The organism is Cytobacillus solani (genome assembly GCF_001420595.1).
In the GTDB taxonomy this organism is placed as follows: Bacteria; Bacillota; Bacilli; order Bacillales; family Cytobacillaceae; genus Cytobacillus; species Cytobacillus solani.
On the sequence record NZ_LJIX01000006.1, the window covers coordinates 156,045 to 171,788 of the forward strand.

Consider the following 15,744-nt stretch of genomic DNA (forward strand, 5'->3'; position numbering starts at 1 on the left):
GCTGGAGCTGGACAATTCGAAAAGACACGGCGATATTTTCGGCGTGCTCTCTTTTATACATAATGACGCATGCACAATTAATAAAATGCTGTCTGAAAAGGAGGTAAATAGATGATTAAGCGAACGCTTCGTGAGATTTCTGAGATGATAAAAGTTGAGAATGACGTTTCAGCATTTAAAGATTCAGCTATTAGCGGTGTCAGTATTGATTCAAGAAAATTGAATTTGGGGAATCTGTTTATTCCTTTTAAGGGGGAAAATTCAGATGGTCATCGATTTGTAGAGGAAGCTATTAAAAAAGGAGCAGCAGCAGCCTTTTGGCAAAAGGATGTTCCTAACCCGCCACTGCATTTGCCTATTTTAGTTGTAGAGGATCCGTTGATAGCCTTGCAAGAGTTAGCGCGTAAATACCGCAATGAGCTGGATGTTAAGGTAGTTGGGATTACAGGAAGTAATGGAAAGACGACGACAAAGGATATAACGGCAAACCTGCTTTCCTTAAAATACAAAGTGCAAAAAACAGAGGGGAATTTTAATAATGAAATTGGCCTCCCATTAACGATTCTTGGATTAGAAAAAGATACAGAAATGGCTGTTCTAGAAATGGGGATGAGCAGCAAGGGAGAGATTGATTTTCTTACCCGCTTAGCACGGCCAGAGGCTGCTATTATTACGAATATCGGTGAATCCCATCTTCTAGATTTAGGTTCAAGAGAAGGGATTGCGGAAGCAAAGCTGGAGATTGTTAACGGTCTACAGGAAAATGGCTTACTTGCTTATTACGGGGACGAACCTTTATTAACACAACAATTAAAGAACTTAGAAAGAAGTATCGACACAAAGACGTTTGGAAGAACGATCAAAAATGACCTTTATCCAGTGGAAATTGAACAAAATGATACTGGGAGCTCGTTTGTCATCAATGCTTCTGAGTCAACATTTTTTCTTCCTGTCCTTGGAACGCATAATGTATTAAATGCGATGGCAGCCATGGCTGTTGCCAATTTTTTCGGTATTCCTTATGAAAAGATGAATGACGGTTTTACCGGATTGAAATTGACAAATATGAGGACAGAGCTGCTTCAAGGAAAAATGGGTGAAAAAATTATTAATGATGCGTACAATGCAAGTCCGACATCGATGTATGCAGCTATTGAGTTAATTGCCCATCTTCCTGGGTATAAGAATAAGGTTCTTGTTCTTGGTGATATGCTTGAACTAGGACCAGAAGAAGAAGAATTCCACCGCAAAATGGGCGAGTCTATTGACTCCAATAAAATAGATTATGTCTTTACTTTTGGAAACCTAGGAAAGCATATTGCTGAAGGGGCAAAAATCTCCTTGCCAGCAAATCGAGTTTTTGCTTATACAGAGAAACAGCCTCTTATTGATGAGCTGAAAAAATTAGTAAATGAAGACACAATTATATTAGTGAAGGCATCAAGAGGAATGATGCTCGAGGAAGTTGTCTCGGCATTACAATAGAATTGTAAAAATCCCTGTTCAGTTTTCTGAATAGGGATTTTTTATTTTACTAGAAATCAGTTGCAAAAAGTTTCCATGTATCATATAGTGTGTATATAGATATAAACAGTATAACAGCTATAGGAGGACTTATCTATGAGCGAGTGGAAACAAGCGCGGTGGCTTGCTATGTTTGAAGTGAAGGCATCATTGAAAGGAATTATTACACTTATTGCTTTATCATTTGGATTAGCCATTTTTTTTACAGAGGTTTTTTCGATCACGATCATGGAAGATGTTCCAATTGTTTTTGACGTATTCTTTTTGTTCACTTTTTGGGTGCTTGCTGCCTCGTTCAGACCAAAGGAGCATCAATTAAAAAGGATGGGAGGAGATATCTGGGTCTCCCCTTATTTCATCATGCTTAACCAATTGCCGGTTAAGAAAAATGTACTTGTATTGAGCAGATTCATTAGTTATTTTACGATTTCAATTCCCTTTCATATATTAGTGCTTATTCTTATCTATACGCTTTCATCAGAGTATAGAGCATATATGCCCGTCGGTTCATATCTAGTATTTTCGATTATCTGGCTTAGTTTTGGTGTATTATGCGGTTCCATGTTTCCGGCAAGTGATGTCGGAGAGAAGATTAGTACATTAAAGGCAATCGTCTACAGTGTCCTATTCTATGGTGGGATACTTGCTGTTCTTATAGTGATCTATTATGTGTTTAATAAAGGAATTGTCGAAATGACTATGTATGCTGCAAAGGAGTGGCCGCTACCTTCAATTCTTATTTCAATTTTGTTGGCTGCCATCGGTCTCTTATATTACAAAGGCTATGTCTACAAAAGAATTGATAAAGTGGATTATTTACACTAATGGATTAATAAGAAAGGTGGCGATTAAGTGGAACTTCCTATTCGCCTTTCAAAGGAATCAAGAGAGCCAATTTATCACCAAATTGAAGAGCAAATAAAAGCACTTATTGCAGGAGGTCAGCTGCCCGCCGGAACACCGTTGCCATCCATACGTGTTCTGTCTAAGGAGCTTGAAATCAGTGTGATCACAACACGGCGCGCCTACCAAAATCTTGAATACCAAGGATTCATAAGAACGACTCAAGGGAAAGGGACATTTGTCGCAGAGATTGAGGCATCTAAGAAGGAAGAAGTAACGGTTTCCGCAGTTTATCAAGCAATTGAAAAAGCTGTAGAAACAGCTCTGCGCCATGATTATACCCTTGAACAGATAGAAGCAGTTTTTCAAGAAATCATCGCTAGTTTGAAAGAGAAAGGCGGACATGATGACGATGGAAAAATGGATTGAAATAAATCGTTTAAAAAAGAATGTAGATGATTTTCAATTAGGACCAATTGACCTGTCCTTTGAGGCTAGCACCATCACTGCTGTTGTCGGTAACAATGGGGCTGGAAAAAGTACGTTATTAAAGGTTTTGATGCGCTTAGCTGCACAAAATGAAGGAGAAATAAAAGTATTTGGACAGCTGATAGATAGTGAAGCGGAAGGATGGAAAAAAAGAATTGCCTATTTGCCGCAGACACTAGTAGGATGTGATTCTTTCAATGGAAACCAGCTTAGGGAGCTTGTTTCGAAATGGTACCCAACATGGGACCAATCGTTATTTGAGCAGTTAGTGGAGATGTACCAAATTCCGCTGACAAAAAAATATGGAAAGCTATCTCAAGGTGTCCAGCAAAAACTAAATCTTGCACTAACACTTGCTAGGGATGCTGAAATTTTAATACTTGATGAACCGACTGCTCATATGGATATTCCTTCAAAGCAATTGCTCTTAGATGTGATTGTTGAATGGATGGAAAGAGGAGAAAAATTAATCATTATCTCAAGTCATCAGGCTGAGGATATCCGAAAACTTGCAGATTATGTAGTTGTTATGAAAGAGGGGCAGCTGCTTGGAAAATTCGAAAAAGAAGAATTAACGAGCCAATATAAGCAATATTGGATGGAGGATTCCCTTCCAAACGAACCCATCCCGGGAGTAATCGAACGGAAAAATGAACGAATTCTAGTTTCTAAATGTGCAGAAGAAACAGAGTCGTATTTAGCAAGTAAGCAATTAAAATGGCTTCGTGCCAAAAACTTAGAAATAGAAGAGATTATCACCTATATGCTTATTGGGAAGGCATCATAATTAGGAGAGAGGATTGAATGGGAAATGAGTGGACCTGTTTTGGCAGTAAACCAAGTTGGTAAATCTTTTAAAAATAAACAAATTATTAAGGATATTTCTTTTGAAGTTAAAAAAGGTGAAATAATGGCTATTTTAGGACCAAACGGAGCCGGGAAGTCGACGACAATCCGCAGCATTATGGGAATTCTTCATCCTGATGAAGGGACAGTGAAATTTCATGGCCACTCAGCAGGAAGTATTCCTCGCCATAGAATTGGCTATCTTCCTGAGGAACGCGGTTTATATAAAAAGGTTAGCATAATGGATATCCTGCTCTATTTTGCTGAATTGAAGGACTATCCTGTGAAAAAGGCTAAAGAACGAGCATTGACATACTTAAAGAAATTAGGGCTCGAAGGGAAGGAAAAAAGCTCGATTGAAGAATTGTCAAAAGGGATGGGACAGAAGGTTCAATTTATTGCTTCGATAATCCATGAGCCTGACCTTCTTATCTTAGATGAACCTTTCTCAGGGCTCGATCCTGTTAGTCAAGAATTGATTAAAAGCGAGATTAAAGAATTAGCGAATAAGGGAACAGCGATTTTATTATCTGCGCACCAAATGAATGTAGTAGAAGAATTATGCGATCGTCTATTTATGATACACCGAGGTCAAAAGGTTATCAGCGGAACGATGGAGGAAGTGAAGGCGCAGTATGCTAACTATAAATGTGTAATCCGCGGGAATAATGAGGAGAGTATTTTAGCAAGGCTCCCTCAGGTTCAAAGAGTCGAGCAGAGCGGTGAGCTTGCAACATTGTACTTGGAGGCAAATATCCAACCATCCACTTGGTTAAAGCAGCTTCCAGAAGAGATTCAAATTCAAGAGCTAACAGTAAGCAGAATTTCGCTCCATGAAATTTTTATAGATATCGCAACAGACAAAAAATTATTGGGAGAGGGTGAAAAGAGTGCGTAACAGTATGAAGGTAGCAAAGTGGGAATATAGGAAAAATATGAAAAACAAATCATTTATTATTTCCCTGTTAATCACGCCGCTAATTTTTATTATCTTTTCCTCATTGCCATCATTCATGGATTTGTTTAAAAGTGAATCTGACCCTGTGAAGGTTTATATTCAGGATGAAATGAATACGTGGGAAAGTGTTGAAGAAACGCTTCTCTCACAAGGGATTGAATGGGATGTTCAAGAGGCGGAAACTGATGAAAGCGGAATGAAGGAAATAATAAAGAACACAGAAAATACAGCTTATATTTCTTTCAGTAAAAATTTGATGGAACAAGGGAAGCTGACTGTTTATACAAATGAAGAAATAGATAAAGATTTTGAAAAGCAAGTGAATGTATTGGTGCAGCCTTTAAGAGACTTGCAAATAGAAAACCTTCAGTTATCACAGCAAGATAAAGATATCATTAATCAGGGAATCACAATTGATGCTGTTTCTTTATCAAAAGGTGTTGGTGAAGTGAAGGAAGATCCGTTAAAAAGACTTGTTCCTGGAGTTTTTGCAGGTATCATTCTTTTTTCTATTGTCATGACAGGAATGATGATTTTTCAAAGCGCCTCTAATGAAAAGAAGGAAAAGGTGGCTGAAATTGTTCTCTCATCGGTAGATTCCTCTGAATTAATGCAAGGTAAAATAATCGGTTACTTTGCTCTTGGAATTACTCAAGTTTTTGCATGGATTTTAATAGTTGTTCCATTTTTCATTTGGAAAAATGATTTTCCGATTCTAGAATATTTGCTAGTACCAGAAACCTTGCTGCTCGTTTTTATTGCTGTTTTAGGCTATCTTCTGTTTGCTGCTATTTTTGCCGGAATTGGTGCCACTCTCGAGGATATGGACCAAACGAGTAATTTCCAAGGGATTGTTTTTTTATTGCCGTGGCTGCCAGCAGCATTGTTTTCTCCAGTCATATCTGACCCAGAAGGGATTATTGCACAAGCAGCCTCGTACTTTCCTTTAACATCGCCAGCTGTATTAATTATGAGGCTATCTGTGCTTGAAAGCTGGCCGTGGATTGAAATATCTATTTCAATCATTATTCTTCTGATCAGTATATGGCTGTTTATGAAGTTAGCAGGAAAAATATTCAAAATTGGTATTTTAATGTATGGAAAAAATGCTACACCAAAAGAGATATTAAAATGGCTGAGATATTAATATTAAATCCCTTCAACAAGAAGTTGAAGGGATTTAATTATGAGTGCTATTAATAGTATTGAAAAAAGCTTTTAGTGTAAAATAAAACAAAATAAACTTAATTTGGCGGTGATTATAAATGATTGGCTGCATGTGTATACATGGATTTACAGGTTCACCTTATGAGGTAGAGCCTTTAGCTAGCTATTTAAAGGACCGTACGGATTGGGAAATAGTTGTACCTACTCTCCCGGGGCATGGGGATAAGCTCGAATTAAAGGGTATAGAATATAAGAAATGGATTGAACATGCGGAACATGAATTACAAAGGCTGATTGAAAAATGTGAAACAGTTTATGTTATTGGCTTTTCTATGGGAGGACTAATTGCCAGTTATTTGTCTGTTCATTATCCCGTTGCTAAATTAGTCCTGCTTAGCGCCGCTGCCTATTATGTTAATCCGAAGCAGCTTTTTAAGGATATCGGTGAAATCCTGAGGGACGCAGCAAAGGGAAGGCTAACAGAAAATGAACTATTTATTAGATATAGGAGAAAAATCAAGGCTACCCCTATTACAGCAACCATTCAGTTTCGAAGATTGGTTGCGTCGATTCGGCCAATCTTGTCTCAAGTGACTATCCCCACTTTAATTGCACAAGGGGAAATTGATGGAGTAGTTCCCCCGAAGAGTGCAGAATATTTATATAATCGAATTGGAACCACTTCTAAAAAGCTGATATTTTTTAAGAAGTCCAAGCATTTAATTTGCCATTGTGAGGAAAGTGAAGACCTTTTTATGGAAGTGCACCAATTTTTAAAACAGTTAGGAAATTAAAGGAATCCAATACTGTCTCAGATTGCAATTGTGTATAGAAAATGATAAAATTAATTTTATAGGATCATGAGGAACACTTTAGAAACCCGGACATACTCCAATTGGAGAATGTCTTTTTTCACTTTTATACTGCATTAAGTAGGATGCGGATCACTCATTCATTACGTGAATTTGTATATATAGATTTAAAGGGGAACCAATCTCCTTGCCACATCCTTCCTCTCAAGCGGGTTTCTTCATGTAAGGTAAAGATTTCTCTATTGAAAACAAATGAAGAATCATCCTCGTACCCAATTCACGAAAATATCTTTCCTGTATTAATGGAAAATACTCTACGAAGATTAGAAGGAGAATGAACACATTGACAAAGTTTCAAGATTTGGGCATCAGCCCTGCAACGATGAAGGCTATTAAGAGAATGGGATTTGAAGAAGCGACCCCAATTCAAGCACAAACGATTCCTTTGAGTCTAGAAAACAAAGATTTGATCGGACAAGCTCAAACAGGAACAGGAAAAACAGCAGCGTTTGGTATACCGATGATCGACAAAATTGATTACAGTCAAGATGTGATTCAAGGAATTATCATTGCCCCAACACGTGAGCTTGCTATTCAAGTATCGGAAGAATTGTATAAAATCGGCTATGGAAAAAGAACAAGAGTGTTAGCGATTTATGGCGGCCAAGATATTAATCGCCAAATTCGTGCGTTAAAAAACCGTCCTCATATTATTGTCGGTACACCAGGACGACTGCTTGACCATATTAACCGAAAAACGTTACGTCTAGAAAATGTTCATACAGTGATTCTCGATGAGGCTGATGAAATGCTGAATATGGGATTCATTGAGGACATCGAGGCAATCCTTGCACAAATTCCTGAAGAACACCAGACTCTTTTGTTCTCAGCAACAATGCCTGGTCCGATCAAAAAAATTGCTGAACGTTTTATGAAAGAACCACAAATCGTCCGTGTGAAAACAAAGGAAGTAACTGTATCGCAAATTGAGCAGTATTACTTAGAAGTACAGGAAAGAAGTAAATTTGATATTTTGACAAGATTGCTTGATATTCAATCACCTGAACTTGCTATTATATTTGGACGAACAAAGCGTCGGGTTGACGAATTGGCAGAGGCGTTGAACCTTAGAGGATATAATGCAGAGGGAATTCATGGCGATTTAAGTCAAGCGAAGCGGATGTCTGTATTACGCAAATTTAAAGAAGGCTCTATTGATGTGCTAGTGGCAACAGATGTTGCGGCACGTGGTTTGGATATCTCAGGTGTTACACATGTATACAATTTCGATATTCCACAAGATCCGGAAAGCTATGTTCACCGAATTGGACGTACCGGACGTGCTGGCAAAACAGGCGTAGCAATGACTTTCATTACACCGAGAGAAAAATCATATCTGCAGGTAGTTGAAAGAACAACCAAACGGAAAATGGAACGCATGAAGCCACCAACTTTAGATGAGGCGTTAGAAGGTCAGCAAAAAGCTGTTATCGAACGAATTCTGCAATCTGTGGAATCGAATAATCTGCAATATTATAAACAAGCAGCTGAAGAATTATTAGAGCAGCAAGATGCAACAACGATTGTTCAAGCAGTATTAAAGATGTTAACAAAAGAACCTGATACAACGCCAGTCAAGTTAACAGAAGAAAAACCGCTGCCACAAAAAAGAGAACGCAGATTTGATGACAAAAATAAATCATATGGCGGTCAAAGAGGAAGACAAAAGGCGCCAGTAAGATCACGCCAAGGATCCCAAAATAAACGCTATAGCAACAGCAATAACAATAATAACAATAATAACAATAATAATCGATCTAATTCTAATAGTTATCGTTAAGCAAAAGAGAGAGCATAGAGAGTGCTCTCTTTTTTTCTATGTTTTCTTTTAAAGTTTATACATGCCTTTTTCGGTCATGTATACTAATAAGAGTAGTTAATTATTAGGAGGTTACACATGATTTTGGAACCACAAAAAAGAATTTCAAAGAAGGGGCTGACCGTTTGGAGGATATCAGGGGCTATGCATTCATTTTTTGCTTTCCTTGTATCTGGAGCAGCGATCGCTCTTACAATTATCTTTGATTGGCCGGGCTGGATTATTGGGATCGCCGTTCTTACCTTTCTGTTGTATGCCTATCTTTTTATTATGCTTCTTCCAACAATACGGTGGAAGCGCTGGCGGTATGAGGTGCGTGAAAATGAAATTGAGCTTCAGCATGGCGTATTTATCATAAAAAGAACATTAGTTCCTATGATACGAGTTCAACATGTTGATACGCAGCAAGGACCAATTTTGCGGAAATATCAGTTAGCAACCATAACCGTATCTACTGCCGCAACCGTTCATGAGATTCCGGCACTGGAGATGGATGAAGCAGAGGAGCTGCGTTTTTTCATTTCGAAGCTAGCGAGGGTGGCTGATGAGGATGTCTGAACCAAAACGGCTTCATCCCATAGCTGCTGTCATTAACTGTATAAAACAGTTAAAGGAATTAATCATTCCCTTTCTAGTATTTGTTGTATTTGGGAGCAAAAACGGCTTATTTCAGTTATTCGCCTCCTTAGGGGTCATTGTTTTAGTATTGATCATTGGAATTCTTACATGGCTTAGATTTACATATCGTTTAGAAGATGGGGAATTGCGGATTGAATACGGCGTGTTTGTACGAAAGAAAAGATATATTCCCTTTGAAAGAATACAAAGTCTTGATTTGTCAGAAGGGATTTTACAGCGCCCATTTGGCCTAGTGAAGGTGAAAATTGAAACCGCCGGTTCAAGTGGAGAGGCAGAGGCTGTTTTAACAGCTATTTCAAAGAGTCAAGCAACTATCATTCAACAAGCTTTATCCTTCGCTAAAGATGGCACCTCAATAGACGAGCAAGAAGTGGTTAAAGATGAGAAAGAAACCATTCTTTATCAAATAACACCGAAGGAGCTTTTTCTGCTTGCATCTACGTCCGGGGGAGTAGGGGTAGTTATTTCTGCAGTTATTGCATTTATCTTTCAATTTGAGGAAATTATTCCTTATGAAAAAGTTTTCAACGGGCTGGAGAATTTTATTTCAAGTGGGGTTCTTGTTGTCAGTTTACTTGTATTTATTGGCTTTTTAGTTGCGTGGGCAGCTGCGCTGATTGGAACGATGCTTAAGTATGCTGGATTTACTGTAAAGAAGAACGAAGATGACTTCATTATTACGAGAGGGCTGCTTGAAAAAAGGCAGCTTACGATACCTTTGCATCGCATTCAGGCGATTCGAATAAGTGAAAACCTCATAAGGCAGCCATTGGGATTAAGTACAGTATATATTGAAAGTGCTGGCGGATCTGCAACTGATACAGAAAGTACTCGTGAAATGCTTGTGCCAATCGCGAAAAGGAATGTTATTACGACTATTTTATCTCCGTATTTACCTGAATATAATTTGGAGACTTCCATTTTATCTGCTCCAAGAAGATCTTTAAAACGGTATTTATTTAGAGGATTTGTATATATGCTGCCAATCATGGCTGTTTCAGTACTTTTCTTTAGGCCATGGGGGTATTTATCGCTTCTAATCGTCATCCCTGCGATGTTCCTGTCGTATTTAAAATTTATGGACGCGGGCTGGAAGGTTGATCACCAGCAGCTGACTTTGAGATACCGAACCATAATAAGAAATACGATTTTTATGAAAAGAAATCGAATTCAATCACTAGTAATGAAAGAAAGCTATTTTCAAAATAAAAATAAATTGGCTTCGATTGAAGCAACGGTGATGTCTGGTTCAGGTGGAACTGGTGGGAGAGTGGTTGATTTGGAAAAGAAGGATGTAGAAGGTATATATGAATGGTACTCGTATACAAAGTAATCGAGAAAAATTAAAAAATTATTGAATATTCTTCAATTCTTGATTCAAATCAATAAATAAAAAGGTAAAATAACCGATAGTAATAATGGACTATGTTTTAAATTGAGTTGCCCCTCCCAGATTTTTCGAATCCATTTCGGTGTAGGGGATAAGACCTAGCTGATTCCAATAACATATATAGAAAAACGGGTTGAAGTGGTATGAAAATTGAACAATGGAGTGACTGACTATGTTTAAAACAAAAAAAGGATCGACACAGCTTCAAGAGGAAAATACGGAGTTGAAAAATCGCTTAAAGACTATATTTGAAAAAGCTCAGCAAAATGAAGAATATCTTAATAGTTTTATTGAAAGCTTTAATAATGAAATAAATATTGCAATTGAACAGCATGAAATGGTGAATGGACAGCATAATATTCTTGCTGATTTAGTTGGAAAAATCATGGAGCGATTTGATAAAGTGAATGTCATAAGTCAAATGTCTTATGATAAATCCATTGGACTTCATGAAAAGGGTCAGAGCCTAATTGAATCTACAGTAGACATGGTGAAAATATCAGAAGAAGGAAGAGATTCTGTAAGTAAAGTAGAGGGTCTTATCGCAAAGCTTGGTGAACAGCTGCATGAAACCTCTGTTAAAATGAATCAATTAAATGAGCGGTCAAAAGAAATTGAAATGATTGTTAAAGTAATTAAAGAAATTGCAGACCAAACGAATCTTCTTGCACTTAATGCATCAATTGAAGCGGCACGAGCTGGAGAGCACGGGAAGGGCTTTGCTGTCGTTGCTGAAGAGGTTCGAAAGCTGGCAGAAAATACGGCGGAAAGTACGCACAATATTAGTGTGCTGACACAAAATATCCAAAAGGATATTGATGGTTCCTTGCAATCGACGAAAATGAGTACAGGACTAATTGAAGAAGGAATTCAACTAAGCACAAATACAACAAGTACGATTGATTATATTTTGTCTGTCATTAATAATGTCCAAACAGAGGTTAAGGATGTTATTAGCACCATTGAGGAGCAGCGTGACTACTCAAATGATGTAATGAATGAAATCAGAGAAACAAGATCAACTTTTGATGAAGCAAATGAAATGATTATTAAGCATATTAGTGATGCAAGTGTTGTCGATGAAAAGTTAGAAAGTGGCATCAAGCAAATAGCAGAGTTAAGCAATCGGGGAAACCGAGAACTTTGGGATGAGTATAAAGAATATAAATAATGAATTGGAAAAGGGGCTGAAAATGCCCCTTTTTATCTGAATAAAAATCCTACTAATGCTAGAATAATGATAATGCCCCATAGCAATCGTTTAGAAAGAGCGATTTCTTTTAATGAAGGACGATGGTTTCCAAAACGATTGGAAGAGGGACGGTTAAATGAAAAGGTTGGTCTTTTTTTATTCGAGAGTAAGCCAGCCCCGATTAGAAAACCAGCTAAGAGCCCAATTAAATGAGCAACTACATTAATGTTCGGCTGCAAGAAGGTCATAATTACACCGATGATAGTAATAGTTAAAATGAGCTGTGCATTTGCATAAGAAATCAAGTCTTTTCTAAACATAATGATGGCTGCGAAAAAGCCAAATAACCCAAAAATTGCCCCGCTAGCTCCAACGTGAATATAAGTTAATGGCTCGAAAAGTAATGTAGCTACATTTGCGGCCACCCCAGCAGTTACATAAACAAAGATAAACTTGCCTTTCCCTAATATCTGCTCTAGAGCAGGGCCGAATAAGACGAGTGAAAAGCTGTTAAAAAGTACATGAGAAAAGCCGCTATGCATAAAAATAGGTGTAAGCAACCGCCAGTATTCCCCTTCTACAATATATAAATTCACCCCAGCAAAATGTTCAAAGAGCCATGTGTTTGGAAGAAATGGCAGGATGGATATTAAATAAAGTACAATATGAATGAAAACAATGATAGAAACTACTGGGTAATAGCGCAGAAATTGTTTAAAGCTCTCCGTTCTAGTGAACATGTGGGTCCTCCCTGTATTAAAGGATAAGAAAGTATAACTTTGAAGTTAGAGAATTGTCTAGCTCCAGCGCCTATCGCCTATCAAACTTCAGGCCCCCTCCCTACGATAAGTCAACATCGGTTCGCTCTCGCTCACCGTGTTTCCTTTATCGAAAGAACCGGTCCTTCCAGTTTGTACGGCGATGACCAAGGCGCTTGCGCTTTTCTTTTCTCTTAATTGTTTATGCATAGAATAATTTAATTAGAAGGATGATGTCCAATGATTTCTGGTATTGGGATAGATATTGTAGAGCTTAATCGAATAAGAAAAATTTATTTAAGACAGCGAAAGTTTGTTGACAGAATATTAACCGCGAAGGAAAAGGAGATCTTTAACAGTTTGACAGAAGAAAGGCAAGCTGAGTATTTAGCCGGACGTTTTGCGGCAAAAGAAGCCTTTTCGAAAGCAGTAGGAACAGGTTTAGGCGGGAATTTGTCATTTTTAGATATTGAAATCGAAAAAGATAAGAAAGGGAAGCCGTTTATCTCTAAACCGTTTAATGAAGGTGTTCATCTTTCTATTTCCCATAGTAAAGAATATGCCGTTGCACAGGTTGTTATTGAAAAACAAGAACTGAAAGAAAAATAAAAGCTTGTCATTCCCTTTAGCATATTCTTAAAGGTTGTCTCATATATTCATAGTGCAATAGGAGAGACAAGGCTGGTTTTTTGCAACTGAAAATCTTGCCTCCATCTCCTCCACAATAAACGCGCGATCAAAGCTGATTTTTCCGTTAGGAATTGGCTTAGTGCAGTGGCTGGACAATACACTGAATCGAGACTAAAGGGGTTGAAGGAATGAGAAGAAAGTGGTTAATGCTGTTAGCCGGGCTATTGATTGTCATTGCATTGTCTGCTTGCGGAACGAAATCCCAAGAAGACGTAACGAAGGAGTTGAGCGGGAAGCTCGAGGAAATTAAAAGCTATAAGGCAAATGCGAAGATGACATTGCAGATGGGAACAGAGCCACAAACGTATGATATTGAGGTTTGGCACAAGGATCCAATGTATTATAAGGTAGATCTTAAAAATGCGCAAAAGGATCAAAGCCAAATGATTCTTCGGAATGATGAAGGCGTGTTTGTCCTTACACCTGCGCTAAATAAGAGCTTCAAGTTTCAAAGCGAGTGGCCGAAAAATAGCAGTCAGGCTTATTTATATGAATCGTTAATAAATGATATTATTGACGACAAAGAAGCCACGTTTAAAGCTACAAAACAACATTATATATTTGAAACAAAAACGAAATATCAAAATAACCAAATGCTTCCTACCCAAGAAATTACACTGAAAAAGTCAGATCTATCTCCTGTAAGTGTGAAAGTAATGGATACAGATAAAAATGCGCTTGTAACCGTTGAATTTACGGGTGTGAAATTTAATACCTCTTTAGATAAAAAAGACTTTGATATGAAAAAGAATATGACGAGTGCTCAATTAGAAGTTCCTGTCATGGGAGAAGTAGCAGATGAAGAGTTCTCAGTGAAATATCCTACTGAGTATTCAGAATATGAATTGATTGATCAAAAGGAAATAAAAACGGAAAATGGAAAGCGTGTAGTTTTAACATATGATGGTGAAAAATCATTTACACTTATTCAGGAAAAGGCAGAAGTAAGGACTGCTTCTTCATTAACATCTGTAAGTGGTGACCCTGTGGACCTAGGTTTCACGATTGGTGCTCTTTCTAATAATACAATTACTTGGACACATCAAGGAGTGGATTATTTAATTGCATCTAATGATTTAACGGACGAAGAATTAACTGCAATCGCCCGTTCCGTCCAAGGAAATACAGTAAAATAAGTATTAACTTTCAGGCTCTTTGAAAAGAGCCTTTTTTATTTGTGAATATTCAGATAAAAAATAAATTAATTTGACAAATTTATATAGAGAGTTTGATAATAGTAATATTTATGACTGTTAAAAGGATGGGGAAGTTAGTGGACAGCCAATTGGCTTATTATAGAGATACTTGGGCGGAAATAAACTTGGATCATATTTCATATAATATGGATGAAATGAAGCGGCATGTTGGTGAAGATGTGAAGGTGTTTGCAGTTGTGAAGGCTAATGCATATGGCCATGGTGACGAAGAGGTCGCTAGAGAGGCATTAAATTCAGGTGCCTCCTATTTAGCTGTTGCGTTTTTGGATGAAGCCCTTGCTCTCCGGAAAAAAGGAATAGCAGCACCTATCCTTGTGTTAGGAATATGCCGACCAGGAGACGTCAGAATTGCAGTTGAAAATCGGATTTCATTAACCGTTTTTCAACAGCGGTGGCTGTGTGAAGCAAAGGAAATCCTTCCTTCTAATGCTAGGTTAGACATCCATGTAAAGCTTGATACTGGAATGGGAAGACTAGGTGTGCGCAATAAAGACGAGCTAAAGGAGCTAGAAAGCACAATTAAAGAGGATCCTCGCTTCTGTTTAGAAGGTGTTTACACGCACTTTGCAACAGCTGATGAGCTGAATTTCGCATATTTTGAACGGCAAATGGAACGATTTCAAGAAATGATTTCCTGGTTTGAGGCAAGACCAGAATTTATCCACACAGGAAATAGTGCAGCTGCTTTAATACATTCAGAGACGCACCATAATGCAGTAAGAATGGGAATTTCTATGTATGGACTAACACCTTCACCAGAGATTGAGCCAGTGCTGCCATTTAGATTGAAGCCTGCCTTTTCTCTCCATACAAAACTTGTACATGTTAAAAAGATTAGTAAAGGAGAGAGACTTAGTTACGGTGCTACCTATGAAGCAACCGAAGATGAATGGATTGGGACTTTGCCAATTGGTTATGCTGATGGATGGATACGCAAATTACAAGGTCAAGAGGTGCTTATCGAGGGGCAAAGAGTCCCAATTGTTGGGCGAATTTGTATGGATCAATGCATGGTTAAGCTACCCGCTGAGTTACCTATAGGGACGGTAGTGACTTTGATTGGGAAGCAGGGAGAAGAGTATATTTCTGTGAATGAGGTTGCTGAAAAGCTTCATACCATTAATTATGAAATTACATGTATGGTAGCAGGAAGGATACCAAAGGTGTATAAAAAGAATGGAAAAGTTAAAAGGATTATTAACTCTTTACTGTAATTAATTTAGCTGAAAGACAGGTTTTTTACTGGAAAAATAAGATTATGCATAAAAACTTAATTTTTTAGCCGATAATACAGAAGAATTGATAAATCCTCTTTGCATAAGGCGTGTTTGATGATAATA

The 15,744-nt window shown here is 37.8% G+C and carries 15 protein-coding genes; 14 read left to right on the forward strand and 1 reads right to left on the reverse strand.

All coding sequences use genetic code 11. The features are described from left to right. Positions 1-111 precede the first annotated feature (111 nt). The 11 genes from AN957_RS02555 (at position 112) to AN957_RS28730 (ending at position 11,718) form a co-directional block, all read left to right on the forward strand. The gene (locus AN957_RS02555) at positions 112-1,485 is read left to right on the forward strand and encodes a UDP-N-acetylmuramoyl-tripeptide--D-alanyl-D-alanine ligase (protein WP_056682019.1); all 1,374 of its coding nucleotides are present in this window, start codon (positions 112-114) and stop codon (positions 1,483-1,485) included. Between the two features lie 135 nt (positions 1,486-1,620). Then, positions 1,621-2,349 (forward strand): hypothetical protein, encoded by a 729-nt coding sequence (locus AN957_RS02560; protein WP_053477872.1) that lies wholly within the window; start codon positions 1,621-1,623, stop codon positions 2,347-2,349. 27 nt (positions 2,350-2,376) lie between these two features. Next, positions 2,377-2,796 carry a GntR family transcriptional regulator gene (locus AN957_RS02565; RefSeq protein WP_053477871.1) on the forward strand — a complete coding sequence of 140 codons (420 nt, stop codon included), beginning with the start codon at positions 2,377-2,379 and terminating at the stop codon, positions 2,794-2,796. Then, positions 2,774-3,643: an ATP-binding cassette domain-containing protein gene (locus AN957_RS02570; RefSeq protein ID WP_231690148.1), complete on the forward strand. Its 870-nt coding sequence runs from the start codon at positions 2,774-2,776 to the stop codon at positions 3,641-3,643. Before AN957_RS02565 ends, AN957_RS02570 begins: the two co-directional genes overlap by 23 nt. A 24-nt stretch (positions 3,644-3,667) precedes the next feature. After that, positions 3,668-4,600 (forward strand): ABC transporter ATP-binding protein, encoded by a 933-nt coding sequence (locus AN957_RS02575; protein WP_056682022.1) that lies wholly within the window; start codon positions 3,668-3,670, stop codon positions 4,598-4,600. Then, a complete protein-coding gene (locus AN957_RS02580) occupies positions 4,593-5,807 on the forward strand; it encodes an ABC transporter permease (protein WP_056682025.1) in 1,215 nt (404 codons plus the stop codon). The genes AN957_RS02575 and AN957_RS02580 overlap by 8 nt, the downstream gene beginning before the upstream one ends. 118 nt (positions 5,808-5,925) lie before the next feature. Then, positions 5,926-6,621, forward strand: a complete 696-nt coding sequence (locus AN957_RS02585; protein WP_056682028.1) for an alpha/beta hydrolase — start codon at positions 5,926-5,928, stop codon at positions 6,619-6,621. Positions 6,622-6,982: 361 nt separating this feature from the next. After that, the gene (gene cshA, locus AN957_RS02590) at positions 6,983-8,479 is read left to right on the forward strand and encodes a degradosome RNA helicase CshA (RefSeq protein ID WP_056682031.1); all 1,497 of its coding nucleotides are present in this window, start codon (positions 6,983-6,985) and stop codon (positions 8,477-8,479) included. A 117-nt stretch (positions 8,480-8,596) separates the two neighbouring features. Continuing rightward, positions 8,597-9,076: a PH domain-containing protein gene (locus AN957_RS02595; RefSeq protein WP_056682034.1), complete on the forward strand. Its 480-nt coding sequence runs from the start codon at positions 8,597-8,599 to the stop codon at positions 9,074-9,076. Beyond that, positions 9,069-10,490 carry a PH domain-containing protein gene (locus AN957_RS02600; protein ID WP_056682038.1) on the forward strand — a complete coding sequence of 474 codons (1,422 nt, stop codon included), beginning with the start codon at positions 9,069-9,071 and terminating at the stop codon, positions 10,488-10,490. Before AN957_RS02595 ends, AN957_RS02600 begins: the two co-directional genes overlap by 8 nt. Positions 10,491-10,719: 229 nt before the next feature. Beyond that, positions 10,720-11,718 carry a methyl-accepting chemotaxis protein gene (locus AN957_RS28730; protein WP_053477864.1) on the forward strand — a complete coding sequence of 333 codons (999 nt, stop codon included), beginning with the start codon at positions 10,720-10,722 and terminating at the stop codon, positions 11,716-11,718. A gap of 32 nt (positions 11,719-11,750) precedes the next feature. Here the strand turns inward: AN957_RS28730 and AN957_RS02610 are convergent, their stop codons facing one another. Then, positions 11,751-12,479: a rhomboid family intramembrane serine protease gene (locus tag AN957_RS02610; RefSeq protein ID WP_053477863.1), complete on the reverse strand. Its 729-nt coding sequence runs from the start codon at positions 12,477-12,479 to the stop codon at positions 11,751-11,753. 258 nt (positions 12,480-12,737) lie between these two features. Between AN957_RS02610 and acpS the strand changes: the two genes are divergently transcribed. The 3 genes from acpS to alr all read left to right on the forward strand — a co-directional run bounded on the left by acpS (position 12,738) and on the right by alr (position 15,618). Then, on the forward strand, positions 12,738-13,106 hold the full coding sequence (gene acpS, locus AN957_RS02615; protein ID WP_053477862.1) for a holo-ACP synthase: 369 nt from the start codon (positions 12,738-12,740) through the stop codon (positions 13,104-13,106). Between the two features lie 209 nt (positions 13,107-13,315). Continuing rightward, entirely contained in the window at positions 13,316-14,323 is a 1,008-nt protein-coding gene (locus AN957_RS02620) for a LolA family protein (protein ID WP_053477861.1), read from the forward strand. Positions 14,324-14,472: 149 nt separating this feature from the next. Next, positions 14,473-15,618 (forward strand): alanine racemase, encoded by a 1,146-nt coding sequence (gene alr, locus AN957_RS02625; RefSeq protein WP_425388937.1) that lies wholly within the window; start codon positions 14,473-14,475, stop codon positions 15,616-15,618. Positions 15,619-15,744: the final 126 nt, after the last annotated feature.

What these genes read in the sequence shown, in the direction of transcription:
- AN957_RS02555 (WP_056682019.1), top strand. Translation starts at nt 112, where the DNA reads ATGATTAAGCGAACGCTTCGTGAGATTTCTGAGATGATAAAAGTTGAG.
- AN957_RS02560 (WP_053477872.1), top strand. Translation starts at nt 1,621, where the DNA reads ATGAGCGAGTGGAAACAAGCGCGGTGGCTTGCTATGTTTGAAGTGAAG.
- AN957_RS02570 (WP_231690148.1), top strand. Translation starts at nt 2,774, where the DNA reads ATGACGATGGAAAAATGGATTGAAATAAATCGTTTAAAAAAGAATGTA.
- AN957_RS02575 (WP_056682022.1), top strand. Translation starts at nt 3,668, where the DNA reads ATGAGTGGACCTGTTTTGGCAGTAAACCAAGTTGGTAAATCTTTTAAA.
- AN957_RS02585 (WP_056682028.1), top strand. Translation starts at nt 5,926, where the DNA reads ATGATTGGCTGCATGTGTATACATGGATTTACAGGTTCACCTTATGAG.
- AN957_RS02595 (WP_056682034.1), top strand. Translation starts at nt 8,597, where the DNA reads ATGATTTTGGAACCACAAAAAAGAATTTCAAAGAAGGGGCTGACCGTT.
- AN957_RS02600 (WP_056682038.1), top strand. Translation starts at nt 9,069, where the DNA reads ATGTCTGAACCAAAACGGCTTCATCCCATAGCTGCTGTCATTAACTGT.
- AN957_RS28730 (WP_053477864.1), top strand. Translation starts at nt 10,720, where the DNA reads ATGTTTAAAACAAAAAAAGGATCGACACAGCTTCAAGAGGAAAATACG.
- AN957_RS02610 (WP_053477863.1), bottom strand. Translation starts at nt 12,479, where the DNA reads ATGTTCACTAGAACGGAGAGCTTTAAACAATTTCTGCGCTATTACCCA.
- acpS (WP_053477862.1), top strand. Translation starts at nt 12,738, where the DNA reads ATGATTTCTGGTATTGGGATAGATATTGTAGAGCTTAATCGAATAAGA.
- AN957_RS02620 (WP_053477861.1), top strand. Translation starts at nt 13,316, where the DNA reads ATGAGAAGAAAGTGGTTAATGCTGTTAGCCGGGCTATTGATTGTCATT.